General features: G+C 72.3%; 25 protein-coding genes and 1 tRNA gene. 12 read left to right on the plus strand and 14 right to left on the minus strand.

The window, feature by feature from the left end:
• Positions 1-101 precede the first annotated feature (101 nt).
• The gene (locus tag ACIGFK_RS06415) at positions 102-1,415 is read right to left on the minus strand and encodes a tetratricopeptide repeat protein (protein WP_376660926.1); all 1,314 of its coding nucleotides are present in this window, start codon (positions 1,413-1,415) and stop codon (positions 102-104) included.
• A gap of 205 nt (positions 1,416-1,620) precedes the next feature.
• Between ACIGFK_RS06415 and ACIGFK_RS06420 the strand changes: the two genes are divergently transcribed.
• The 3 genes from ACIGFK_RS06420 to ACIGFK_RS06430 all read left to right on the plus strand — a co-directional run bounded on the left by ACIGFK_RS06420 (position 1,621) and on the right by ACIGFK_RS06430 (position 3,750).
• Entirely contained in the window at positions 1,621-2,085 is a 465-nt protein-coding gene (locus tag ACIGFK_RS06420; RefSeq protein WP_376660925.1) for a hypothetical protein, read from the plus strand.
• Positions 2,086-2,102: 17 nt separating this feature from the next.
• Positions 2,103-2,984, plus strand: coding sequence for a spermidine synthase (locus tag ACIGFK_RS06425; protein ID WP_376660924.1), 882 nt, complete (start codon positions 2,103-2,105; stop codon positions 2,982-2,984).
• A gap of 139 nt (positions 2,985-3,123) precedes the next feature.
• On the plus strand, positions 3,124-3,750 hold the full coding sequence (locus ACIGFK_RS06430) for a methyltransferase domain-containing protein (RefSeq protein ID WP_376660923.1): 627 nt from the start codon (positions 3,124-3,126) through the stop codon (positions 3,748-3,750).
• Between the two features lie 17 nt (positions 3,751-3,767).
• Here the strand turns inward: ACIGFK_RS06430 and ACIGFK_RS06435 are convergent, their stop codons facing one another.
• Entirely contained in the window at positions 3,768-4,307 is a 540-nt protein-coding gene (locus ACIGFK_RS06435) for a hypothetical protein (RefSeq protein ID WP_386472308.1), read from the minus strand.
• A 79-nt stretch (positions 4,308-4,386) separates the two neighbouring features.
• Between ACIGFK_RS06435 and ACIGFK_RS06440 the strand changes: the two genes are divergently transcribed.
• The 6 genes from ACIGFK_RS06440 (at position 4,387) to ACIGFK_RS06465 (ending at position 8,553) form a co-directional block, all read left to right on the plus strand.
• Positions 4,387-5,076 carry a response regulator transcription factor gene (locus tag ACIGFK_RS06440; RefSeq protein WP_376660921.1) on the plus strand — a complete coding sequence of 230 codons (690 nt, stop codon included), beginning with the start codon at positions 4,387-4,389 and terminating at the stop codon, positions 5,074-5,076.
• A 25-nt stretch (positions 5,077-5,101) separates the two neighbouring features.
• A complete protein-coding gene (locus tag ACIGFK_RS06445; protein ID WP_400050770.1) occupies positions 5,102-6,502 on the plus strand; it encodes a sensor histidine kinase in 1,401 nt (466 codons plus the stop codon).
• 52 nt (positions 6,503-6,554) lie between these two features.
• Positions 6,555-6,719: a DUF5993 family protein gene (locus tag ACIGFK_RS06450; RefSeq protein WP_376660919.1), complete on the plus strand. Its 165-nt coding sequence runs from the start codon at positions 6,555-6,557 to the stop codon at positions 6,717-6,719.
• An 11-nt stretch (positions 6,720-6,730) separates the two neighbouring features.
• Positions 6,731-7,372, plus strand: a complete 642-nt coding sequence (locus ACIGFK_RS06455) for a disulfide bond formation protein B (RefSeq protein WP_376660918.1) — start codon at positions 6,731-6,733, stop codon at positions 7,370-7,372.
• Positions 7,373-7,472: 100 nt separating this feature from the next.
• The gene (locus tag ACIGFK_RS06460; RefSeq protein ID WP_376660917.1) at positions 7,473-8,147 is read left to right on the plus strand and encodes an NADPH-dependent F420 reductase; all 675 of its coding nucleotides are present in this window, start codon (positions 7,473-7,475) and stop codon (positions 8,145-8,147) included.
• Positions 8,148-8,250: 103 nt separating this feature from the next.
• Positions 8,251-8,553, plus strand: coding sequence for a hypothetical protein (locus ACIGFK_RS06465; RefSeq protein ID WP_376660916.1), 303 nt, complete (start codon positions 8,251-8,253; stop codon positions 8,551-8,553).
• 64 nt (positions 8,554-8,617) lie between these two features.
• Here the strand turns inward: ACIGFK_RS06465 and ACIGFK_RS06470 are convergent, their stop codons facing one another.
• From ACIGFK_RS06470 to ACIGFK_RS06490, 5 genes are all read right to left on the minus strand, one after another.
• Complete coding sequence (locus tag ACIGFK_RS06470; RefSeq protein WP_376660915.1) at positions 8,618-8,752, minus strand: hypothetical protein; 135 nt, start codon at positions 8,750-8,752, stop codon at positions 8,618-8,620.
• On the minus strand, positions 8,749-10,095 hold the full coding sequence (locus ACIGFK_RS06475) for a GH1 family beta-glucosidase (protein ID WP_400050773.1): 1,347 nt from the start codon (positions 10,093-10,095) through the stop codon (positions 8,749-8,751). The genes ACIGFK_RS06470 and ACIGFK_RS06475 overlap by 4 nt, the downstream gene beginning before the upstream one ends.
• Complete coding sequence (locus tag ACIGFK_RS06480) at positions 10,092-10,916, minus strand: carbohydrate ABC transporter permease (protein WP_376660913.1); 825 nt, start codon at positions 10,914-10,916, stop codon at positions 10,092-10,094. Before ACIGFK_RS06480 ends, ACIGFK_RS06475 begins: the two co-directional genes overlap by 4 nt.
• Positions 10,913-11,872: a carbohydrate ABC transporter permease gene (locus ACIGFK_RS06485; protein ID WP_376660927.1), complete on the minus strand. Its 960-nt coding sequence runs from the start codon at positions 11,870-11,872 to the stop codon at positions 10,913-10,915. Before ACIGFK_RS06485 ends, ACIGFK_RS06480 begins: the two co-directional genes overlap by 4 nt.
• A 280-nt stretch (positions 11,873-12,152) precedes the next feature.
• A complete protein-coding gene (locus tag ACIGFK_RS06490; protein WP_376660911.1) occupies positions 12,153-13,481 on the minus strand; it encodes an ABC transporter substrate-binding protein in 1,329 nt (442 codons plus the stop codon).
• A 100-nt stretch (positions 13,482-13,581) separates the two neighbouring features.
• On the opposite strand from ACIGFK_RS06490, the gene ACIGFK_RS06495 reads away from it, so the two are divergent.
• Positions 13,582-14,619, plus strand: coding sequence for a LacI family DNA-binding transcriptional regulator (locus ACIGFK_RS06495; protein WP_376660910.1), 1,038 nt, complete (start codon positions 13,582-13,584; stop codon positions 14,617-14,619).
• A gap of 55 nt (positions 14,620-14,674) precedes the next feature.
• Here the strand turns inward: ACIGFK_RS06495 and ACIGFK_RS06500 are convergent.
• The 4 genes from ACIGFK_RS06500 to ACIGFK_RS06515 form a co-directional block, all read right to left on the minus strand.
• Positions 14,675-14,747: transfer RNA gene (locus ACIGFK_RS06500), tRNA-His, on the minus strand.
• Positions 14,748-14,844: 97 nt separating this feature from the next.
• Positions 14,845-15,447 carry an oligoribonuclease gene (orn, locus tag ACIGFK_RS06505; RefSeq protein ID WP_376661470.1) on the minus strand — a complete coding sequence of 201 codons (603 nt, stop codon included), beginning with the start codon at positions 15,445-15,447 and terminating at the stop codon, positions 14,845-14,847.
• A gap of 117 nt (positions 15,448-15,564) precedes the next feature.
• Positions 15,565-16,737: a helix-turn-helix domain-containing protein gene (locus ACIGFK_RS06510; protein ID WP_376661469.1), complete on the minus strand. Its 1,173-nt coding sequence runs from the start codon at positions 16,735-16,737 to the stop codon at positions 15,565-15,567.
• 376 nt (positions 16,738-17,113) lie between these two features.
• Positions 17,114-17,434 carry a hypothetical protein gene (locus tag ACIGFK_RS06515; protein ID WP_376661468.1) on the minus strand — a complete coding sequence of 107 codons (321 nt, stop codon included), beginning with the start codon at positions 17,432-17,434 and terminating at the stop codon, positions 17,114-17,116.
• 414 nt (positions 17,435-17,848) lie between these two features.
• Between ACIGFK_RS06515 and ACIGFK_RS06520 the strand changes: the two genes are divergently transcribed.
• Together ACIGFK_RS06520 and ACIGFK_RS06525 are read left to right on the plus strand one after the other, a co-directional pair.
• Positions 17,849-18,382 carry a universal stress protein gene (locus ACIGFK_RS06520; protein WP_376661467.1) on the plus strand — a complete coding sequence of 178 codons (534 nt, stop codon included), beginning with the start codon at positions 17,849-17,851 and terminating at the stop codon, positions 18,380-18,382.
• A gap of 152 nt (positions 18,383-18,534) precedes the next feature.
• Positions 18,535-19,101, plus strand: a complete 567-nt coding sequence (locus ACIGFK_RS06525; protein ID WP_400050777.1) for a GPR1/FUN34/YaaH family transporter — start codon at positions 18,535-18,537, stop codon at positions 19,099-19,101.
• Positions 19,102-19,177: 76 nt separating this feature from the next.
• Here the strand turns inward: ACIGFK_RS06525 and glmS are convergent, their stop codons facing one another.
• The 3 genes from glmS to ACIGFK_RS06540 all read right to left on the minus strand — a co-directional run bounded on the left by glmS (position 19,178) and on the right by ACIGFK_RS06540 (position 22,364).
• Positions 19,178-20,995 (minus strand): glutamine--fructose-6-phosphate transaminase (isomerizing), encoded by a 1,818-nt coding sequence (gene glmS / locus ACIGFK_RS06530; RefSeq protein ID WP_376661465.1) that lies wholly within the window; start codon positions 20,993-20,995, stop codon positions 19,178-19,180.
• A gap of 65 nt (positions 20,996-21,060) precedes the next feature.
• On the minus strand, positions 21,061-21,336 hold the full coding sequence (locus ACIGFK_RS06535; protein WP_329385221.1) for a hypothetical protein: 276 nt from the start codon (positions 21,334-21,336) through the stop codon (positions 21,061-21,063).
• 107 nt (positions 21,337-21,443) lie between these two features.
• Positions 21,444-22,364 (minus strand): DUF4429 domain-containing protein, encoded by a 921-nt coding sequence (locus ACIGFK_RS06540; RefSeq protein ID WP_376661464.1) that lies wholly within the window; start codon positions 22,362-22,364, stop codon positions 21,444-21,446.
• Positions 22,365-22,380 lie beyond the last annotated feature (16 nt).

Here is a 22,380-nt window from a genome sequence, read left to right on the forward strand (position 1 = left end):
CCCAGCCCCGCCGGCACTTGAGGCGCGGGGTCCGGGGCGGCGCCCCGGCAGCGGAGCCGGCCGCGCAACGGCGGCACCCCAGGGGTACGGGCGGGACCCCGTCAGGTCGATACGTGCCGGGTCAGGAACGCGCCCACGCGGGGCGAGCGCTGGTGGGGGACCAGGGCGCGGGCCGTTTCCGCGAGCATCGAGCGGATGCGGGTGGAGTGGACCTCGGCCAGCAGGTCCAGCACACGGCCCCCCGCCCAGGCGGCCTCGTCGGGGGCTCCGGCGCGGGCCAGGTCCCCGGCCAGTTCGGCGGTGTAGAGGGCCACGTTCCGGGCGAAGTGCGGGTCCTGGAGGTCGGCCGCGCGGCGGGCGTGCCGGGCCGCGCGGGCGTGTTCCCCGAGGGTCGCCCAGCAGCGGGACTCCAGCGATTCCAGCTCGGCCTCGCCGAAGAAGGACATCCACTCGGGGTCGGCGCCGGCCGCCGGGCCCCGGGAGAACTCCGTGTGCGCCCGCGCCAGCGCCTCCTCGCACGCCTTGCGGTCGGCCAGCCCCGCCCAGCCCCCCGCCTCCCGCAGGGCCAGGAGGGAGAGCAGCCGCGGCGAGCCCAGCGAGCGGGCGGCGCGGCGGCCCGCCTGGGCCGCCCGTACCGCCTCGCGGGAGCGCCCGCAGTCCCGGGCCAGGAAGGCCATGTTGCTGAACGCGTGAGCCTCCAGGCCCGCGTCCCCCGACACCCGGGCCGTGGCGAGCGCCTCCGCGTAGTGCGAGCGGGCGTCGTCGAAGCGGCCGGAGTCGTGGGCCAGCCAGCCGACGGAGACGGCCAGTTCCCCGGCGCCCGCGTGCAGCCGGTCCTCGGTGGACTGCCGGGTGGCCCCCGCGTCGAGGAGCGCGTACGCGGTGCGCAGCGGCTCGGCGGCCCTGCGGTAGAGGGCGTCCGCGCCGTGCCGGTCGTCGAGCAGCCGGATCTGGCGGACGGCGTCCTCGACGGCGGCGGCCTCGGACTCACCGGCGCGTGAGGGGAAGCGGCGGGTGTCGCCGAGCAGGGTGAGGCTGAGGGTCGCGGCCGCCACGGTCGCGGAGCCGCCCGCCATGAACGCGCGACGCAGCACGTCGCTCTCCTTGGATGGGGTGAGGGGGGAGAAGGGGTCGGGGTCGCGCTGCGCCGAGCGGCCGCGGACCGCCTCCCTCGGGGAGAAGCCGAGGTCGGCCAGGGCGCGGCCGGGGAACATGTGGAGGAAGACCCGCTCGTACGCGTAGTTGGGGCAGCGGATCTCGCCGGACTCGACCCGGCCGATGTACCGGGCGTCGCAGGAAACCGTTTCGCCGATTTCCTTCGCGGCCCTGCGCACCAGCGCGGCGAACTCGGCCGGGGAGTGCTGCCCGCGCAGCCGCCGGAACGTGGAGTTGGGTGAGTGGGGGGACGCCGCCATGGACGTGGCCTCTCTGGCAAGGAACCCGGCGCCGGTGCTGTGACGTGTGAGGTGGGGCCCGGCGCGCATGAACGTACCGCCAGAGCCGGGCCGTTGAGGCGGTGTTTGGCTACAAAACGGATATCTCACCCGCGATCCGCCATGAACTGCCATCCTTTGCGGCGTCTTGCTGCCGCACCCGTTGACGTTCCCGTGCGTTGAACCCATGCGGATACGGATCGAGGAGGGGTTCACCTTGGTGGAGGGCGGCATGGAGAGCACTGGTACGAACACCGCGCCCGAGCCCGGCCGGGCCCCGGGCCCGGTCCCGGCTCCGGATCTGGACCTGGTGACCGTGCCCGCGCGGCAGGGGCTGGAGGCGGTGGACATCATCCGCCGTGCCGCGAGTCCCGCCGGCGGGGTCGGGCCGGTCCTGCACGACGGGTCGGGCGACACCCTCGGTTTCCTCGTCCCGCCCGGCACCGCCGACGCCTGGGACCTGCCGGGCAGTGCGTGTACGCAGACCAACGGGCGCGGAGTGCGGTTCGGCGACGCCGTCTCGCCCACCGCGGGCGCCACCGGCTGGCTGCTCCCGCCGGAAGCCGTCGGGCCGGTCACCGATCCGGCGGTGCTGCGGGCGGCGCTCGGCGAGGCGGCCCGGCTGATCGAGGCTGCGGACAACTGCCGCTGACCAGCGATAATGGGCTGGTGGCAGGCAAGGACAGAGGCAAGGGAAAGCAGCGCGGCGGACGCGGCGGCGCGGAGGCGGTCGTCGGGCAGGTGGACGGCGGCCGGGCGGAGCTGGAGCCGGACCGGGAGCGTCCGGGCGCCTGGACCCTGCTGATCGACGGTGCTCCGCAGTCGCACGTGGACCTGGACGATCCCGGGTACCTGGACTTCGCGTACCAGCGGCGGATCGGCCACCTGATCGACCTCGCGGCGCCCGCCCGCCAGCCGCTGAACGTGGTGCACCTGGGCGGCGGGGCCTTCACCCTGGCCCGCTACACCGCCGCCTCCAGGCCCCGCTCCACGCAGCAGGTCGTGGAGATCGACGCCGCGCTGGTGGCCTTCGTACGGGAACACCTGCCGCTGGACCCGCAGGCACGGGTCCGGGTCCGGGCGGTGGACGCGCGGGCCGGGCTGGCCAAGGTGCCGGACGGCTGGGCGGACCTGGTGATCGCGGACGTGTTCAGCGGGGCGCGCACCCCGGCGCACCTGACGAGCGCCGAGTTCCTGGACGACGTACGCCGTGCCCTGGCGCCCACCGGGTGGTACGTGGCCAACCTCGCGGACGGCCCGCCGCTGGCGCACCTGCGGGGCCAGATCGCGACGGCCGCGTCGCGGTTCGCGGAGCTGGCGCTGGCCGCGGATCCGGTCGTGTGGCGGGGGAAGCGTTTCGGCAACGCCGTGCTGGTGGCCTCCGACCGCGAACTCCCGGTCGCCGAGTTCACCCGCCGGGTCGCGAGCGACCCGCACCCGGGACGGGTCGAGCACGGCCGGGCCCTGGCGGACTTCGCGGGCGGCGCGGCCCCGGTCGCGGACGCCTCGGCGGTGGCCTCGCCGCAGCCCCCGCCGTCGGTGTTCCGCTAGCCGCGGCCCCGCCCGATGCGTTCCGGGCTCTACCGGATAGTGATCTCATCCGATTCCCCCGGGGGGCCGAGCCTGCGTAACCTGGCAGTCCCTGGGAGGGCACGCCCTTCCACGACGTGTTTCAGGAGACGGCACAACCATGTCTGATTCCCCCGCAACCCCCGGTGCGTCCACCCCCAGCACCGCCGGCTCGGACTACACCCGCAGGCTCGCCCGGCTGGAGAAGTCGGGGATCAAGCAGCTGCTGCCCACGCAGGCGCCGTACAAGTGGAACCTGCAGCGCCTGAAGCTGGGACGCGTCCTGGACGTCGGCTGCGGCCTGGGGCGCAACCTGCTGAACTGCGGACCCGCGAGCGTCGGCGTCGACCACAACCCGCACTCGGTGCAGACCTGCCGGGAGCGCGGACTGACCGCCTACACGCCCGACGAGCTGGCCGCCGCCCCCGACTGCGGGCCCGGCTCCTTCGACAGCCTGCTCGCCGCGCACCTGCTGGAGCACCTGGACGAGGACACGGCGGCGTCGATCCTGGACCAGTACCTCCCGCTGGTGAAGCCGGGCGGCACGGTCGTCCTGATCACCCCGCAGGAGGTCGGCTACCGCTCCGACGCCACCCACATCCGCTGGGTCGGCTTCGAGGAGATGCGCAGCCACGCCGCGCGGGCCGGGATCACGGTGCAGCGCACCTACTCCTTCCCGTTCCCCCGTCCGATGGGGAAGGTCTTCCCGTACAACGAGTTCGTCCTGGTGGGCACCCTCCCGGCCTGATCGGCGGGGTCGCCCGGTCAGGGGTCGACGGTCTCCACCTGCGGCGGGTGGTCGTGCCAGGTGCAGAACACCGACACCTCGCGGCCGTCCTTGGTGAAGGTGACCCGGATCCAGTAGTCCTGCTTCCACACCTGCATCCGCCAGCCGGCCGCGGGGGTCGCGGAGACCAGCTCGGCCGAGGACGTCCCGAGGCTGAAGACGACGCGGCCGCCGGAGACGGGATAGGCCTGCACCTTGCCCGAAGCCTCCTCCTTGCCGCCGGGGCGGGGAGAGGCCGGCGGCTTCGGGGACGGCTTGCCCACGGAGGGATCGGCGGAGGGCCCGGACGGCGACGGCGACGCAGAGGCGGTCGCGGGTGACTCCGACGGGGACGGCGACTGGTCCGGCAGTGCCCGGTGGGTCGAGGAGGACAGCGGCCGGGCGGCGGCCAGCGGCACCGCGAGCGGCGGGTCGTAGGCCGTGCCCGACATGACGGTGTGCACGCCCCACCACGACAGGGTCACCGCGGCCCCGGTCGCCAGCACCCATGCCATGGCATGTACAAGTCCTCGTTGCATCAGGGCACATACTGCACCACCCGTCACAAGAGCGTCCCGACACCCCGGTGGGTCCCCCGGATGGGCTACGGTGCGGGCCATGGCAAGTGTGCTCGTGGTCGAGGACGACCAGTTCGTACGTTCCGCCCTCATCCGGCACCTGACCGAGGCCTCGCACACCGTGCGGAGCGTCGGCACGGCCCTGGAGGCCCTGCGCGAAGTCGCCCACAACCGCTTCGACGTGGTCATCCTCGACCTCGGCCTGCCCGACCTGGACGGGTCGGAAGCGCTGAAGATGCTGCGCGGCATCACCGACGTACCCGTGATCATCGCGACCGCGCGCGACGACGAGGCGGAGATCGTGCGGCTGCTCAACGACGGCGCCGACGACTACCTGACCAAACCTTTCTCCGTGGAGCACCTCTCCGCGCGGATGGCCGCCGTCCTGCGCCGCTCCCGCGCGGCCGCCGGCGGCGAACCGCCCTCCCGCGTGCTGCGCGTCGGCGGGCTCGCCATCGACCCGCTGCGCCGCCAGGCCGAGCTGGACGGGACCGTACTCGACCTCACCCGCAGGGAGTTCGACCTGCTGGCCTTCCTCGCCGGACGGCCCGGGGTGGTCGTGGCCCGGCGCGAGCTGCTCGCCGAGGTCTGGCAGCAGTCGTACGGGGACGACCAGACCATCGACGTCCACCTGTCGTGGCTGCGCCGCAAGCTCGGCGAGACCGCCGCCCGGCCCCGCTACCTGCACACCCTGCGGGGTGTCGGGGTCAAGCTGGAGCCGCCGCAGTGAGGGAGCGGGCAGTGGGGGGCTCGCCGTGAGGTGGGCGCTGGTCAAGGTGTGCCTCGCGGTCACCGCCATGGTGGTCGTGGCCTTCGCGGTGCCGCTCGGGCTCGTCGTCCAGGAGATGGCCAGCGACCGGGCCTTCTCCAACGCCGAACGGCAGGCGGCCACCATCGGCCCCACCCTGTCCATCACCACCGACCCGGTGCAGCTGCAGAAGGCCGTGGAGTCCACGCAGATGGGCGCCGCCCGGCGGATGGCCGTCCACGTGCCCGCGATCGGCGGCAGCGCCCCCGTGGAGATCGGCAGGGGCTGGGCCGGCGAACAGGCCGTCGCCGCGACCCGGCGGCTCGGGCGGGCCACGACGGCCTCCGTGGCGGGCGGGGGCTCGGCGCTGCTCCAGCCCACGGCCCTCGGCTCGGGGGACATCGCCGTGGTGGAGATCTTCGTACCGGAGAACGAGGTCAGCAACGGCGTCACCACGGCCTGGGCGATCCTCGCGGGCGTCGCCCTCGCGCTGATCGTCGGCTCGGTGGCGGTCGCCGACCGGCTCGGCGTCCGGCTGGTCCGGCCCGCCGAGCGGCTCGCGGACGCGGCCCACCAGCTGGGCGAGGGCAAGCTGGGCGCGCGGGTCCCCGAGGCCGGGCCGAAGGAACTCCGCTCGGCGGCCGTCGCGTTCAACGCGATGGCGGACCAGGTGGTGGAGCTCCTCGCCAACGAGCGGGAGCTGGCCGCCGACCTCTCGCACCGGCTGCGGACGCCGCTGACGGTGCTGCGGCTCAACACGGCCTCGCTCGGGGACGGTCCGGCCGCCGAGCAGACCCGGGCGGCGGTGGAGCAGCTGGAGCGGGAGGTCGACACGATCATCCGTACGGCCCGCGAGCAGCGGCCCGCGGCCGGGTTGGCCGGGGCGGGCGTGAACGCCGGGTGCGACGCCTCCGAGGTGATCCGGGAGCGGATGGCCTTCTGGTCGGCGCTCGCGGAGGACGAGGGCCGCGAGGTGCGGCTCGCGGGGGTCGACCGCACGGTGCGCATCCCCGTGGCCCGGCCCGAACTCGCCGCGGCCCTCGACGCCATGCTCGGCAACGTCTTCCGGCACACCCCCGAGGGCACCCCCTTCGCGGTGGACGTCCACGACGCGGGCGACGCGGTCATCGTGCTGGTCTCCGACGCGGGCCCCGGCATCGCCGACCCGGACGCCGCCCTGCGGCGCGGCAACGACGGCGCCCGCGACGGCTCCACCGGACTCGGCCTGGACATCGTGCGCCGGGTCGCCGAGTCCACCGGCGGCGACGTGCGGCTGGGCCGCTCGGTGCTCGGCGGGACCGAGGTGCGGGTCTGGATCGGCCTGGACGGCCGCGAGGGCCGACGGGGCGGGGCGGGCGGCGTGCGGGTGCGGGGCGGCCGGCGCAAGCGGCGGGGACAAGCGAAGTAACCGGGGGCGCGCCTTGCGGGCGGTATGTCCGCATGTCGATACCGTCCGCTCCATGGACACCCTCATCTTCGGCGGCCTCCTCGCCACACTGGTCGCCCTGTACCGGGAGTCGTCCCGGACGGTCGTGCTCGGGGCGTGGTGGGTCATGCTGATCGCCGCGATCCTGCTGATGGCGCACCACATCACCAGCAGCCTCGCCCTGAACCTGAGCTACTGACGATGGCCGCGATGCACACCCTGCTGCCGGAGACGGCGCCGACGACCGGCCTGCTCGGCCGGGTCCAGTACTGGTTCGCCTGCTTCTTCGCCGTCGGCTGGACGGGGGTCGTCTGCGGCGGCCTCTTCTACCAGTTCGGGCTGTGGGAGTACCCCTGCCCGCTCTGCATCGTGCAGCGGATGTTCATGCTGCTGGCCGCGCTGGGCGCGGCGTACGTCGTCCGCACGGCGATGTCGCACGGCGTGCTCTCCGGCCGCGACTACATGCTGGGCTGGGGCCTGTCCCTGGTCGCGGTGATCGCCGGCTCCTTCGCGTCCTGGCGGCAGACGATGCTGCACGTCCTGCCGGGGGACAAGGGGTACGGGAGCGAGGTCTTCGGGCTGCACCTGTACGTCTGGGCGTGGATCCTCTTCCAGGCCTCGGTGGTCGCCATCGGCATCGTCATGGCCTTCGCCCACTCGACGGCCGCCCGCACCGTCCCGGCGAACGTCCCGGGACCGCTGCGGACGGCCGGAACCTTCGCGCTGGTCTTCCTCGGCCTGGTCATCGCCGTGAACGTCGTGGCCGTCTTCCTCGAGGAGGGCTTCCACTGGTTCCTGCCGGACGACCCGACCAGCTACCGCTTCTTCCACGACGTGGGGATCCTCGACTAGTCGATCTTCAGGACGGAATGCCGTGCGCGCTGGTTGAGTTGGACCCGGCATGCCGCTTCGGCACGTCAGCAGTCCACTCGCGCTCGATAGGAAAACCGATATGCGTTACGCAGTCCTCGGCACCGGAATCGTCGGCCGTACCGTGGCCGCCCGGCTCGCCTCCCTCGGGCACGAGGTGGTCATCGGCACCCGCGACCCCGAGTCCACCCGGGCCCGCGCCGAGTGGGCCGACTGGCACGCGGGGCAGCCCGAGGTCGGGCTGCGCTCCTTCCCGGAGGCGGCGCAGTTCGGCGAGGTCCTGGTCAACGCCACCGGCGGGCAGGCCAGCATCGCGGCACTGACGGAGGCGGACGCCGCGCAGCTGGACGGCAAGGTCCTGATCGACATCGCGAACCCGCTGGACTTCTCGCAGGGGTTCCCGCCGTTCCTGGACCCGGTCAACACCGACAGCCTCGGCGAGCTGATCCAGCGCACCTTCCCGGGGCTGCGGGTGGTCAAGACCCTGAACACGATGAACTGCCAGATCATGGTCGACCCGGCCCGGGTCGCCGGCGACCACAACGTCTTCCTCTCGGGCGAGGACGCGGACGCCAAGAAGGCCGTACGGGAGCTGCTGTCCTCCTTCGGCTGGAAGGACGAGAGCATCCTCGACCTCGGCGGCATCGAGACGGCCCGGGGCACCGAGATGCTCCTGCCCGTCTGGCTGCGGCTGATGGGGTCCCTGGGCCACTCGGACTTCAACTTCCACATCCAGGGCGCGCACCCGAAGGCGTAGCGGCGGGCCGGGGGCACTCGAACGGTCCCCGCCCGGACGGTCGCGGAGATGTTGCCGCGCCGGGCGGGGCCGCCCACGGTGGGCGTGACGAGAGGAGTCACGCATGAGAGTCATGCTCCGTGCCCACCTGGACACGCAGGCCGCCAACGAAGGGATCAAGAGCGGCGCCCTGATGCAGTCGATCGCCAAGATGATGGAGACCCTCAAGCCGGAGGCCACGTACTTCGGCCCCCACGAGGGCGTCCGTTCCATGTGGGCCGTCTTCGACCTCCAGGACAGCTCCCAGCTGCCGAAGATCACCGAGGAACTCTTCATGCAGTTCAACGCCGAGGTCGAGGTCAGCCCGGTGATGAACGGCGACGACCTGAAGAAGGGCATCGCCGCCATGGACTCCTCACCGGGCTGAGACGCGCCCCGGCCGCCGCAGCCACTTCCCGGCCACCACCAGGAGGGCGAGCGGGAGGTCCCCGTCAGACCCGCGCGGTGACCCGGTCGCCCTTGCGCAGACCGGACGCGAGGGGCGGACCGCTGTCGAAGCCGACACGGACGCGGCCGGTCCGGTTGACGAGGGACACCGGGCCGGACAGCAGGCCGGGCGGCGTCAAGAGCGCGACAAGGAACCGGACTTGGCCAGCCTGGCGTACCAATGGGCGCTGGAGCGCGGTGTCCGCGTCAGGGTCGCGTAGTCGACGTGGACGATGCCGAAGCGCTTGCCGTAGCCGTAGGACCATTCGAAGTTGTCCATCAGCGACCACAGGAAGTAGCCCTCCACCGGGGCGCCGTCCGCCAGTGCCCGGTGGACCTCGGCCAGGTGGGCCTCCAGGTAGCCGATGCGGTCCGGGTCGTGCAGGGCCGGGCCGTACGCCGCGCCGTTCTCGGTGACCAGGAGCGGCACGCCGGGGGCTTCGCGGGCGCAGTGCGCGAGCAGGTCGTAGAGGCCCGTCGGGTCCACCGACCAGCCCATGTCGGTCCGCTCGCCCGGGGGTTGGTGGAAGGCCACCCCCTCCGCCCCCGGCCACGGGGAGTGCTCCCCGCCGCCGTGCCCGTCCTCGCGCGGGCCGGCCGTGCCGGCGGGGGCTGCCGAGACCAGCGCCGGGGTGTAGTAGTTCACGCCCAGGAAGCCCAGCGGCCGGTGGATCAGGGCCTCGTCGCCGGGGCGTACGAAGGACCAGTCCGTCAGGGCGGCGGTGTCCGCGAGGAGGTCCTGCGGGTAGGCCCCGTGCAGCAGCGGGCCGGTGAAGACCCGGTTGGCCAGGGCGTCGATGCGGCGCACGGCGTCCGCATCGGCCGCCGAGCCGGTCAGCGGCCGTACCGCGCTGAGGTTGAGCGCGATGCCCGTCCGGGCCGTGGCCGGCAGCGCGGCGGCGGCCAGCCCGTGCGCCAGGTTCAGGTGGTGGGCGGCGCGCAGCGAGTCCGCGGGGGAGGTGCGGCCCGGGGCGTGGACCCCGGAGGCGTAGCCGAGGAAGGCGCTGCACCAGGGCTCGTTGAGGGTGGTCCACAGCTCCACCCGGTCGCCCAGCGCCGCCGAGACCAGGGAGGCGTACTCGGCGAACGCGTACGCCGTCTCCCGCTCGGGCCAGCCGCCCGCGCTCTCCAGCTCCTGCGGCAGGTCCCAGTGGTACAGCGTCACGCACGGCTTGATCCCGTGCGAGAGCAGCTCGTCCACGAGCGCGTCGTAGAAGCCGATGCCGCCGGCCAGCACCCGCGGCCAGGACACCGAGAACCGGTAGGCGCCCAGCCCCAGCCCGGCCATCAGCCGGACGTCCTCCCGCCACAGCCGGTGGTGGTCCACGGCCACCTCGCCCGTGTGGCCGCCGTACACCTTGCCCGGCGTGGCGCAGAAGGTGTCCCAGATGGACGGCCCGCGCAGCCCGGCGGCCCCCTCGATCTGGAAGGCCGCGGTGGCCGTGCCCCAGAGGAACCCCTCGGGGAAATGGAGATCCGTCATCCCTTGATCGCTCCCTGCATGATGCCGCCGACGATCCGGCGGCCGAAGACGAGGAACACCAGCAGCAGCGGGAGCGTGCCCAGCAGCGCGCCCGCCATGATCACCGACTGGTCGGGGATGTAGCCCCGGCCCAGCCCGGTCAGGGCCACCTGCACCGTCGGGCTGCCGTTCTGGGTCAGCGCGACGATCGGCCAGAAGAAGTCGTTCCAGGCCATGACGAAGGTCAGCATGGCCAGCACCGCCATCGCCGGACGGGCCGCCGGGAACACCACGTGCCACACGACCCGCAGCGAACTCGCCCCGTCCGTGCGGGCCGCCTCCACCAGCTCCGACGGCAGCGCCCGGGACAGGTACTGCCGCATGAAGAACACCCCGAAGGCGGAGACCAGCGTCGGCAGGACCACCGCCTGGAGCCGGTCGGTCCACGACAGCCGTGCGATCAGCATGTACAGCGGGACCACGCTCAGCTGCGGCGGGATCAGCATCGTGCCGACGACCAGCGACATCAGCAGCCGGCGCCCCCGGAAGCGGAGCTTGGCGAAGGCGAAGCCCGCCAGGGTGGAGAAGAGCACCGTCCCGGCCGCCACCGTGCCCGCCACGATCACCGTGTTGAGCAGGGCCGTGCCCATGTTCGCGTCGGTCCAGGCGACCCGGAGGTTGCGCCCCAGGTTCCCGCCGAACCAGAACGGCGGCGGGGTCTGCGCGAGACGCGTACTGCTCCGGGAGGCCGCGATCGCCGTCCACACGAGGGGGAAGAGCGAGCCGGCGGTGAACAGGGCGAGCACCAGGTACGTGAACCTGCCCGCACGCAGGGACCTCATGTGGAATCCTCCCGTCCGCGCAGCAGCCGTGCCGCGCCCGCGACGACCAGCAGGATCAGGAACATCGCCCACGCGATCGCCGAGGCCCGGCCCAGGTGCAGGTTCACCCAGCCCTGCTCGTACAGGTACAGCCCGAGCGTCTGGAACTGGTGGTCCGAGCCGCCCGTCGCGCCCGCCCCGCCGTTGAACAGCAGCGGCTCGCCGAAGAGCTGGGTCGCCCCGATCGTCGACACCACACAGGTGAAGAAGATCGTCGGGCGGAGCGAGGGCACGGTCACGTGGACGAACTGCTGCCACGGCGAGGCCCCGTCCAGGGCCGCCGACTCGTACAGCTCGTCCGGCACGGCCTGCATGGCCGCCAGGTAGATCAGCGCGTTGTAGCCCGTCCACCGCCAGATCACGATGGCGGACACCGCCAGCTGCGAGGCGAGGGTCCCGTTCTGCCAGTCCACCGCCCCGAGGCCGACCGCCGACAGCGCCCAGTTGACCATCCCGTAGTCCCGCCCGAAGAGCAGGACGAAGACCAGCGTGGCCGCCGCCACCGAGGTCGCGTACGGGGTGAGCACCGCGACCCGGAAGAAGGCGGAGCCCCGCATCCTGTGGTTGAGCAGGTGGGCCAGGCCGAGCGCGATCGCCAGCTGCGGCACCGTGGACAACAGCCCGATGGTGACGGTGTTGCGCAGCGCGTTCCAGAAGAACTCGTCGTCCCACAGCCGGGTGAAGTTCTTCAGCCCCACCCACGTCATCGAATCCGGATCGGTCAGCTCCACCTGGTGCAGCGCCGCCCAGCCCGTGTACAGCAGCGGGAACAACCCGAAGGCGGCGAAGAAGAGGAAGAAGGGCGCCACGAAGGCGTACGGGCTCCAGCGCACGTCCCACCGGTAGCGGCGCGACCGCCACAACTGGCTGCGCGGTCCCCTCGCGGTGCGGCGGGAGGAAGCGGCGGGGGACAGCACCACGGTCTCGTCGGTCACGACCCCACCGCCCCCGCCCCGCGCCGGGCCAGGCGCCGGGGCTCGGGCGGCTTCGGGGCGTGCCCCGGGCCGGGCCGCGGGCGGCGCATCCCGTCGAGCGGGACCGCCGCCTGCGCGGCCACCAGCCGCCGGGCTGCTGACGGCTGCGCGGCCGTCGGCAGCCAGGGGGCCGCCGGACGGCACAGCCGTGGCTCGCGCAGCGGAGTCGTCCCGGTCGGCGCCGGACGGCACGAGCGGGGCCCGCGCAGCGGCTTCGGCCCGCTCACTGGTCCAACGCGTTGTCGATGGCCTTCACCGCGGCCTCCCAGCCCTCCTGCGGGCTGCGACCCTTCTGGTCGACCTGGAGCATCCCGATGTCCGCCAGGTTCTGCGCGATCACCAGGTCCTTCGGGCCGACCGCCGCCACCGGCACCCCCTCCGCCGCCTTCGCGAAGATCTCGCCGATCGGGGCCCCGCCGAAGTACTCGTGCTTCGCGCCCGACACCGACGGGAGCTTGTACGTGGCACTCGCGCTCGGGAAGCTGCCCCGCTTCTCGAAGAGCTTCGCCTGCTGCGCCGGGGCCGTCAGCCAGGCCGCCAGCTTCGCGGCCTCCTCGGCGTGCTTGCCGGCCTTCGGCACCACCAGGAAGGAGCCGCCCCAGTTGCTCGGCTTCGGCGCTTGCGCCACGTCCCACTTGTCCTTGCCGGCCGGGCCCGCCTTGTCCTGGATGTAGCCGAGCATCCAGGCCGGGCAGGAGACCGTGGCGAAGGAGCCGTTGGCGAAGCCCTGGTCCCAGGTCGGGGTGAACTGCTGGAGCTTCGCGCTCAGTCCCTCGGTGGCGAAGGAGGCCGCCAGGTCGAACGCCCCGCGCACCGCCGGGTTGGTCTTGTAGACGACCTTGCCCTGGTCGTCGTAGAACCGCTGCGCGCTGCTGCCGGTCACGGCCGCCATCACGCCCGAGGCCGAGTCCACGAAGGCCTTCCCCTCCCCGGCCTTCGCCTTGTAGGCCTTTCCCGCCTCCAGGTACTTGTTCCAGTCGCCCGCCCACAGCGCGCCGACCGCCGCCCGGTCCGTGGGCAGTCCGGCCGCCTCGAAGAGGTCCTTGCGGTAGCAGATGCCCTGCGGGCCGATGTCGGTGCCGAGACCGACCGTGGCGCCGCCCTTGGCCGCGCTCGCCGTGCCCTGCGCCCACTTCCACGGCAGGTAGGCGGCCTTGTCCACGCCCGGAGCCTTCGCCAGGTCGACCAGCTTGTCGGCCTGGGTGGCGGTGATCTCCGCGATGTTGTTGACCTCGACGGCCTGGATGTCGGCGAGCCCGCTGCCCGTGCCCAGGTGGGTCAGGAGCTGGGGGTAGTAGTTCTCGTTCCGCTCGATGGAGGTCTGCTCGATGCGGACCCCGGGGTTCTGCGCCATGTACTCGTCGTAGAGCCCGGCCTCCTGGAGGCCGAAGGCCCCGAAGACCCCGATGGTGAGGGTGGTCTTCGCCTTGCCGTCGCCGGCCGGGGCGCTGGGCCCGGCCTGCTCGGCGGGATCCTCTGCGCACCCCGCGAGGAGCAGGGCGGCCGCGCCGATCAGACCGGCCGTGGTGACAAGGGTTCTTCGGGCTCGCATCTGGGTCCTCCCTGGGGGACGGAACGTGCGGTGTCGCGTGTCACAATGTGGGAGCGCTCCCACGGCCGTCAAGAGGTAGATTCACATCCGGGAGGAAGCCATGAACGGGCAAGCGCGCGGTGGGGGACGGCCGACCCTTGAGGAGGTCGCGGCGCGGGCCGGGGTCGGCCGCGGCACGGTCTCCCGGGTGATCAACGGTTCCTCCAAGGTCAGCGAGCGGGCCAGGGCCGCCGTCGAGCGGGCCGTGACCGAGCTGGGGTACGTGCCCAACCGCGCGGCCAGGGCCCTCGCCGCCAACCGGACCGACGCCATCGCGCTCGTGATCCCCGAGCCCGAATCCCGCTTCTTCGCCGAGCCGTACTTCTCCGACGTGGTCCACGGGGTCGGTGCGGCCCTCGCCGAGACCGACGTCCAGCTGGTCCTCACGCTGGCCGGCGGCGACCGCGAGCGCCGCCGCCTCGCCCAGTACCTGACCGGGCACCGCGTCGACGGGGTGCTGCTCGTCTCCGTCCATGCGGGCGACCCGCTGCCGGAGATGCTGGCCGAGCTCGGCATCCCGACGGTGATCAGCGGCCGCCGCTCCGCCGACGAGCCGCTGCCCTGCGTGGACTCCGACAACCTGGCGGGCGCGGCCGAGGCCGTACGTCACCTCCTCGGCCGGGGCCGGCGGGCGATAGCGACCATCACCGGACCGCTGGACGTGTACGGGGCCCAGTGCCGCCTCGACGGCTACCGCCAGGCCCTGACGGCCGCCGGGCAGTCCGTGGACGAGGGGCTGGTCGCGATCGGCGACTTCACCGAGGAGGGCGGCCGGCGGGCCATGCGCGAGCTGCTGGAGCGCCGCCCCGCGCTGGACGCGGTCTTCGCGTGCTCGGACGTCATGGCAGCCGGCGCCCGCCGGGAGCTGCGTGCGGCCGGGCGCCGGATCCCGCAGGACGTGGCGCTGGTCGGCTTCGACGACTCGGTGGTGGCCCGGCACATGGACCCGCCCCTGACCAGCGTCCGGCAGCCGATCGAGGAGATGGGCCGGACCATGGCGCGGATGCTGCTGGACAGGATCGGCGGGGCGGAAGGCGCGGCCGGCGGCACGGCGGGCGTGGTCCTGCCGAACCGGCTCGTGGTCCGCGAGTCCTCGTAGGCCCCCCGGCACGCAGAAGGCCCGGTCCGCTTGCGCGGACCGGGCCTTCTCGCAGGGTGAGTGACGGGACTTGAACCCGCGGCCACCTGGACCACAACCAGGTGCTCTACCAACTGAGCTACACCCACCATGTCCGGTCGGGGAAAACCGACCGGCCGAAGAAAAGGGTACAGGGTCCGGGAGGGTGCTCGCTCCCCCCTTGTTCCGCCCCCGGCTCCGGTGCGGCTATTCGGCGCTCACCACGTGCTTGGCCGCGATGGCCCGCGCGGTGTCCGTGTCGGGCCCGGGCTGGGGCACGAAGACGGCCTCCCGGTAGTAGCGCAGCTCGGCGATGGACTCCCTGATGTCCGCGAGCGCCCGGTGGTTGCCGTTCTTCGGCGGGCTGTTGAAGTAGGCCCGCGGGTACCAGCGGCGCGCCAGCTCCTTGATCGAGGACACGTCCACGATCCGGTAGTGCAGGTGGCCCTCCAGCGCCGGCATGTCCCGCAGCAGGAAACCGCGGTCGGTGCCGACCGTGTTTCCGCAGAGCGGCGCCTTGCGGGGCTCCTTCACGTGCTCCCGTACGTAGGCCAGGACCTGGGCCTCGGCGTCCGCGAGGGTGGTCCCGCCGGCCAGCTCGTCGAGCAGTCCGGAGGAGGTGTGCATCTCGCGCACCACGTCGGGCATGGTCTCCAGGGCACGGTCAGGCGGGCGGATCACGATGTCCACGCCTTCGCCGAGCACGTTGAGCTCCGAGTCGGTGACCAGCGCGGCCACCTCGATAAGTGCGTCGTCCGTCAACGAGAGCCCGGTCATCTCGCAGTCGATCCACACCATGCGATCGTTCATGTGTCCCACCTTATGCGGTTGCCCGGGGCTCCGGTGGTGTCCGGCGGGTCGTACGCGAAAGGTCCCCCACCGGTGGTGACCTGTGGGGGACCTTCCATTCCGTACCCGTTGTGTGGGTTACGCGTGTTCGCGCAGGACCCGGCCCGGAGCGTAGAGCTCCGTCACCGTCGGGCCCGTCGCGGCCAGGGCCGCCGCCGCCCGCTGGGGCTGCGGGGTGCGCTGGTGCGGCACCGGCGCGGCCTGGATGTCGGACACCTGGGCCACTTCGGCCTGCGGCCGGCGTGCCCGGTAGGCCGAGCGGTAGGCGGCCGGGGAGGACCCCAGCTGCCGGCGGAAGTGGCCGCGCAGGGCGACCGGCGAACGGAACCCGCAGCGCCCGGCGACCTCGTCGACCGAGTAGTCGGAGGTCTCGAGCAGCCGCTGTGCCTGGAGCACCCGCTGGGTGATCAGCCACTGCAGCGGCGCGCTGCCGGTCAGCGAACGGAACCGCCGGTCGAAGGTGCGCCTGCTCATGTAGGCGCGGGCCGCCAGCGTCTCCACGTCGAACTGCTCGTGGAGGTGCTCCAGTGCCCAGGCGACGACCTCGGCCAGCGGGTCGGCGCCGATCTCCTCGGGCAGCGACCGGTCGAGGTAGCGCTCCTGGCCGCCGGTGCGGCGCGGCGGGACGACGAGCCGGCGGGCCAGTGCCCCGGCCGCCTCGCTGCCGTGGTCCGTGCGCACGATGTGCAGGCACAGGTCGATTCCGGCCGCGGTGCCCGCGGACGTGAGCACGTCGCCGTCGTCGACGAACAGCTCGCGCGGGTCGACGTGGACGGACGGGTACCGCTTGGCCAGCGTCGGCGCGTACATCCAGTGCGTCGTCGCGGGCCGGCCGTCGAGCAGGCCTGCGGCGGCGAGCACGAAGGCTCCCGTGCACAGTCCGACGATCCGGGCACCCTCCTCGTGCGCCAGACGCAGTGCGTCGAGCGCCTCCGGAGGCGGCGGTGAAGTGATGGAACGCCACGCGGGAACGACGACCGTGCCTGCCCGGGCGATCGCCTCCAACCCGTACGGCGCGGTCAGTTCGAGTCCGCCGGTGGTCCGCAGCGGACCGTCCTCCCCGGCGCACACGAGCAGTCGATAGCGTGGAACTCCCGCGTCCTGCCGGTCAATGCCGAACACGGAAAGTGGAATGGAGCTCTCGAAGATCGGCCCGCCGCTGAACAGCAGCACCGCGACGATCTCCCTGCGGCGACGCCCCGCGAGCTTCCGTCCCGCGTCAGCGATGACTGCGGTGGAATCCTGGCTCATGGCGCTAAGCCCCCCTTGGGTGTCGCGACTCCTTGGTCTGGTCGCACCTGCACGTTTCCCCTCGGCCTTGCACGTGGATCCCCCGCCGTAAATACATGATCGAATCTACTGCGTCCCGTGGTGTCGGCGTGACAAGTTCAGCACGCAGCGCTATGTCGACTTCTCAACTTGGCGAAAAGCATTCGATCAGGAAGCGTTCCGCTCCGCTACCGGTGCGGCGGCCGTTCCGTGCGCTCGTGGCCAGTACACATAGGGTCTCGATGTCCTGCCGACCTTGTAGTCCCTGGTGGTAGGGGGGTTGGGGGGACACTCCGGCAAGGGGGCGGTCCTGCCGGGAAGTTGGCTGAAAACATGCGGGTGTGGGTGTGCGAATCAGTCAGCCCTGCGGGTCCGGGGGCTCGGAAGTGCGGCAGCCGCGCCGTCCGCCGGCCCCTCCTCGGGGGCGCCGGCGGTGGTGGGCGGGCGGAAGGTACTCCTCCGACAGCACCCGCGCCGCGGTCCGCTCCGCCCGCTCCGAGTGGCGCAGCAGCACCCGGCACGCGGCCGTGACGGCCATCAGTCCGAGGGTCGCGACGGCGGCCCCGCCGAACGAGGTCCCGTAGACGACGAGGACCACCGGGACGAGCAGGCAGCTGAAGGCGGCCCAGCGCACGACGTCACCCGCGGGGTCGTCGTGGTGCCGCCCGGCGGAGTGCACGGACGGGTGAAGCGGAGGGCGGGGTGAGGGGGCGGAGTGGGTCGGCTGAGCGGGCTGGACGGGCTGGACGGGGTGAACCGGACGGCCGGACACGGCGTACTCCCTGCGGGCTCGTACCTGAAGGTCGGACGCATGACCAACGCCGCGCGGCGGGCCTCGGTCACTGCGCGCACGGGTGGCGGAGACCCGACCTCGTCACTGGCTGTAGGGGACAGTGGTCATTGCCAAGGGGCGCTCGCTCCGGCATGCTCCCTGGGACGCTCCCCAAGGGCGGCAAGCCCTGTGCAGGACAGGAGTGTCGCCGTACCCTGGTGGGTATGGGCTTGGGAAGATGCTTCCCGGACAGAGCTCCGTCACCCTGCGTCGCCAATTTCCCCTGTTGCTTCCTCCAAGGACCTCTTCGCCGAGACACTCATGGCCGGTCACGACTTCTCCGAACCCGCGGACCGCAAGCGCAAGCGGCTCGCCGACCCCGCGTCGGCCGCCGAGCTGCGCCCGGCGGAACAGCCGCGCCTTGCCTGCGATCCGGCCTTCCGGCACGGAGTCGTTGTGGGATTCGACGGATCCACTTCCAGTGAGCGCGCCCTGGCCTACGCGATCGGCATGGCCCGCCGCTCCGGATCCGGTCTGATCATCGTCCATGTGGCCAACCGGCTGCCCACGACCGTGTGGGCTGGCTGCGAGCCCCCGGTCTTCGTCGACGTGCCGGACCACCGCACCGAGGTGCTCGGGCTGGAGCTGGCCTGCGCGGACTATCTGGCCGAAGTGCCGTGGATCCTGGTCGAGCGCGGTGGTGACATCTGCCATGAGCTGGAGGAGGTCGGCCGGGAGTATTCGGCCGACGCCATCGTGGTGGGATCCACCCAGGGGATCGTGGGCCGGATCTTCGGCTCCGTGGCCGGCCGGCTGGCCAAGCGCGCACAGCGACCGGTCGTCGTCATTCCCTGACCGTCTTCGGAGGCGACCGGACCGGTCCGGTCGCTCGGCGTTGTCATCTCGTGACCATCTGTTAAGGCGCTTGTGCGGTTGTGTGCCCGTGTAAAGGGTAGATAAGTGCTGCTGGGACGCAGCAAACAACTGCAGATCGAAGGGAGCCCGCCGTGGACAATGGTGTCTCTGCGGGAAGCACGGCCTCGACTTCGACCCTGGGGAACATCGCCCTGGGTCTCACCCTTCTCGCATTCGGTATCGGCCACACCGGCGTCATCGACGGCGTGACCGCTGCCAGTTCCGTGTCGCTCGCGATGTACGTCGGCGGCGTCGCCCTGTTCCTCCTCGGACTCCTGGAGTACCGCGGCGGCAACGGATCCAACGGCACCGCCTTCGCGGGCCTCGGCATCTTCTGGTTCACCTGGGCCAAGGGCGCGGGTGCGGCGGCTTCCGGTGAAGCCGCCGGAACGTTTCTTGTCCTCTTCGCGCTGCTCGCGCTGACCCTCACGGTCGCCGCCGCGAGCGGTCTGTTCAGCCAGGGCGTCTACGCCCTGCTGACCCTGGCCCTCGTCCTGCTGGCGATATCCGCCTTCGCGGACAGCGGCGGCCTGGCCAAGGCCGGCGGCTGGGTCGCGGCCGTCTCCGGCCTGCTGGCCTGGTACGGGGCCACGGCGGCGCTGGCGAACTGGCCGATGGCCGTCGGCAAGGCCGGCAGGGGCGCGGTCGCCGCGAGCTGAACCGGAGTACAGGGCACCACAGGGAAGAACCCCCGTGCGCGGTGCGCACGGGGGTTCTTCGCCGGATCGGCTGCGACTACTCGACGGTGACCGACTTCGCCAGGTTGCGCGGCTTGTCGATGTCCCGGCCCATGGCCAGGGCCGTGTGGTACGCCAGCAGCTGGAGCGGGATGCCCATCAGGATCGGGTCCAGCTCGTCCTCGTTCTTCGGGACCACGATGGTGTGGTCCGCCTTCTCCTGCTCGCGGTGGGCGACCGCGAGGATCCGGCCGCTGCGGGCCTTGATCTCCTCGAGCGCCGCGCGGTTCTTCTCCAGCAGGTCGTCGTCCGGGACGATCGCGACCGTCGGCAGCGACGGCTCGATGAGCGCCAGCGGGCCGTGCTTGAGCTCGGAGGCGGGGTAGGCCTCGGCGTGGATGTAGGAGATCTCCTTGAGCTTCAGGGAGGCCTCCAGGGCCACCGGGTAGCCGCGCACCCGGCCGATGAACATCATCGACTTGGCCTCGGCGAACTCGGCCGCCAGCTTCTTGATGTCCTCTTCGCCCTCGAGGATCTCCTGGATCTGCGCGGGCAGCTTGCGCAGGCCCTCGATGATCCGCTTGCCGTCGGTGACCGACAGGTCCCGGATGCGGCCCAGGTGCACGGCGAGCAGCGCGAAGGCCACGACCGTGTTGGTGAAGCACTTGGTGGACACGACGCAGACCTCGGGGCCGGCGTGCACGTACACGCCGCCGTCGGCCTCGCGGGCGATGGCCGAGCCGACCACGTTGACGACGCCCAGGACGCGGGCGCCCTTGCGCTTGAGCTCCTGCACCGCCGCGAGCACGTCGTACGTCTCACCGGACTGGGAGACGGCGATGTAGAGGGTGTCGGGGTCCACGACCGGGTTGCGGTAGCGGAACTCGGAGGCCGGCTCGGCGTCCGCGGGGATGCGGGCCATGCCCTCGATGAGGCCGGCGCCGATGAGGCCGGCGTGGTACGAGGTGCCGCAGCCCAGGATCTTGACCCGGCGGATGCCGCGCGCCTCGCGCGGGTCCAGGTTCAGGCCGCCGAGGTGGACGGTGTTGAAGCGGTCGTCGATCCGGCCGCGCAGCACGCGGTCGACCGCGTCGGGCTGCTCGGAGATCTCCTTGTGCATGTAGGTGTCGTGACCGCCCATGTCGTACGAGGCGGCCTCCCACTCCACGGTCTCCGGGGTGGAGGTCGTGGTCGCGCCGGAGGTGGTGTAGGTGCGGAAGTCGTCGGCCTTCAGGGTGGCCATCTCGCCGTCGTCGAGGGTGACGATCTGGCGGGTGTGGGCGACCAGGGCGGCGACGTCCGAGGCGACGAACATCTCCTTCTCGCCGATGCCCAGGACCACGGGGGAGCCGTTGCGGGCCACGACGATGCGGTCGGCGAAGTCGGCGTGCATGACGGCGATGCCGTAGGTGCCCTCGATCGCCTTGACGGCCTCGCGGACCTTCCCCTCCAGGGAGTCGGCCGTGGAGCGGGCGATCAGGTGGACGATGACCTCGGTGTCGGTCTCCGAGACGAAGACGACGCCCTCGGCCTCGAGCTTCGCGCGCAGCTCGGAGGCGTTGTCGACGATGCCGTTGTGGACGACGGCGACCTTGTTCTCGGCGTCCAGGTGGGGGTGCGAGTTGATGTCGCTCGGGGCGCCGTGCGTGGCCCAGCGGGTGTGGGCGATGCCGGTGGTGCCGGCGAAGCGCTTGGGGACGCGGGACTCCAGCTCGCGGACGCGGCCCTTGGCCTTGACGACCTTGAGGGCGGCGGCCTTCGGGCTGTTCACGACGATGCCCGCGGAGTCGTACCCGCGGTATTCAAGGCGCTGCAGTCCTTCGAGCAGCAGCGGTGCCACGTCACGCTTGCCGATGTAACCGACGATTCCGCACATACGGTTTAGCCCCTCCTGAAGTTCGGTTCCTGTACTCGCTCGCGGCCGCAGGTGCGGCGGCCGGCTCAGCCGTAGACGATGCGGCGCAGCTGCCGGAGCGAGAGCTCCGGAGGCGCCACGGCGCGGTGCGGCAGTTCGGCCGCGATCCGCTCGAAGATCTCCGCGTTCACCGCTCCGCCGGACTGCAGTTCCCGGTGGCGGCGGCGGACGAACTCCTCGGTCGTCTCGTCGAAGTAGGCGAGCACGTCGAGGACCACCCGGGCTGCCTCGCCCCGCTGGAGCGAGGTGCTGCGCACCAGGTGTTCGACGAGGTCGTCATGCGACGGGCGGCGATCGAGCACCCGTAGATACTGGCGTCTCCAAGCGATGAACGCAAAGATCCTGCCCGAAATCGGGCAGGATCTCGCTGGTCTGGACCAGGGAATGCGTACTTCCGGTTGTAAATCGGCTAGAAACGCCGCAGAACGGCCTGCTTGGCCGAGGCGAACTCGTCCGCGGTCAGCACCCCCGACCGGTGCAGGTCGCCCAGCTCGCGCAGCCGCCGCAGCAGGGCGTCGTGGTCCTCGGCGGGGGCCGCCGACCCGGCGGGGTCGAGGGACTTCTGCGCTGCGGGCGCAGCGATCGCCGTGACCCCCGCCGGCAGGGCGTCCGGCGGGGCGTCCTGCGGCGCGGCCGGGTGGGGCATCCGTACCGCCACGGCCGCCGCGACCAGGGCCATCAGCGGGTCCTTCTTGAAGCCGAAGAGCTCCACCGTGTGCGGGTCGTACTTGGGCGCCAGGGCCTGCCCGGCGCCCGCCAGGGTGAAGCGCAGCCAGCCGTTCTCCAGCCCCTTCGACGGGGACCACTCCACCGACCGCAGATCGGCGATGCGCAGAACACGCGGTCCGCCGGAACGCTTGGCCTCCTCCGTCGTCCAGTTCCACTCCAGCGCCACCCGGTCCCCGTCGAAGGCCGCGGTCCCGTCGCCCGCGCCCACCGTGATCGGGACGGAGGGCCCCGGCAGCAGGTACTCGAGCGCCGGGCCCGGGTCCACCTGGTCCAGCAGCAGGGCCTGGCGCACCTCGTCCACGAAGTACTCCGCGACCCCCGTGCGGTCCGCCTCCACGGTCAGCCGGTACGGGTCCGAGGCCTCCGGCAGCCGCCCGCCCGTCACCTGCAGCAGCGGATCCGCGCCGTCACGCAGCCGCAGCCGCAGCCGGCCCGCCTTGCGGCCGGGCTCGTACGAGATCCCCGCGAGCGCGCGGAGCGGCACGAGCACCTCGCCGAGGGTCTGCCGCAGCAGTGAGACCCCCTTGTCGCGGCCCGGCACGATGCGCACCGCGTCCCCGTCGAAGGTCCAAGTACCGTCCTTCTGGATGATTTCCGCCATCCGATCATTCTTCCAC

Source organism: Streptomyces sp. NPDC085524, assembly GCF_044541755.1.
Taxonomy (GTDB): Bacteria; Actinomycetota; Actinomycetes; order Streptomycetales; family Streptomycetaceae; genus Streptomyces.

Bases quoted from the DNA above. Each gene is read 5' to 3' on its own strand.
- ACIGFK_RS06415 (WP_376660926.1), bottom strand. From the start codon at position 1,415: ATGGCGGCGTCCCCCCACTCACCCAACTCCACGTTCCGGCGGCTGCGC.
- ACIGFK_RS06420 (WP_376660925.1), top strand. From the start codon at position 1,621: ATGCGGATACGGATCGAGGAGGGGTTCACCTTGGTGGAGGGCGGCATG.
- ACIGFK_RS06430 (WP_376660923.1), top strand. From the start codon at position 3,124: ATGTCTGATTCCCCCGCAACCCCCGGTGCGTCCACCCCCAGCACCGCC.
- ACIGFK_RS06435 (WP_386472308.1), bottom strand. From the start codon at position 4,307: ATGCAACGAGGACTTGTACATGCCATGGCATGGGTGCTGGCGACCGGG.
- ACIGFK_RS06440 (WP_376660921.1), top strand. From the start codon at position 4,387: ATGGCAAGTGTGCTCGTGGTCGAGGACGACCAGTTCGTACGTTCCGCC.
- ACIGFK_RS06450 (WP_376660919.1), top strand. From the start codon at position 6,555: ATGGACACCCTCATCTTCGGCGGCCTCCTCGCCACACTGGTCGCCCTG.
- ACIGFK_RS06455 (WP_376660918.1), top strand. From the start codon at position 6,731: ATGCACACCCTGCTGCCGGAGACGGCGCCGACGACCGGCCTGCTCGGC.
- ACIGFK_RS06460 (WP_376660917.1), top strand. From the start codon at position 7,473: ATGCGTTACGCAGTCCTCGGCACCGGAATCGTCGGCCGTACCGTGGCC.
- ACIGFK_RS06465 (WP_376660916.1), top strand. From the start codon at position 8,251: ATGAGAGTCATGCTCCGTGCCCACCTGGACACGCAGGCCGCCAACGAA.
- ACIGFK_RS06475 (WP_400050773.1), bottom strand. From the start codon at position 10,095: ATGACGGATCTCCATTTCCCCGAGGGGTTCCTCTGGGGCACGGCCACC.
- ACIGFK_RS06480 (WP_376660913.1), bottom strand. From the start codon at position 10,916: ATGAGGTCCCTGCGTGCGGGCAGGTTCACGTACCTGGTGCTCGCCCTG.
- ACIGFK_RS06490 (WP_376660911.1), bottom strand. From the start codon at position 13,481: ATGCGAGCCCGAAGAACCCTTGTCACCACGGCCGGTCTGATCGGCGCG.
- ACIGFK_RS06495 (WP_376660910.1), top strand. From the start codon at position 13,582: ATGAACGGGCAAGCGCGCGGTGGGGGACGGCCGACCCTTGAGGAGGTC.
- orn (WP_376661470.1), bottom strand. From the start codon at position 15,447: ATGAACGATCGCATGGTGTGGATCGACTGCGAGATGACCGGGCTCTCG.
- ACIGFK_RS06510 (WP_376661469.1), bottom strand. From the start codon at position 16,737: ATGAGCCAGGATTCCACCGCAGTCATCGCTGACGCGGGACGGAAGCTC.
- ACIGFK_RS06520 (WP_376661467.1), top strand. From the start codon at position 17,849: ATGGCCGGTCACGACTTCTCCGAACCCGCGGACCGCAAGCGCAAGCGG.
- glmS (WP_376661465.1), bottom strand. From the start codon at position 20,995: ATGTGCGGAATCGTCGGTTACATCGGCAAGCGTGACGTGGCACCGCTG.
- ACIGFK_RS06540 (WP_376661464.1), bottom strand. From the start codon at position 22,364: ATGGCGGAAATCATCCAGAAGGACGGTACTTGGACCTTCGACGGGGAC.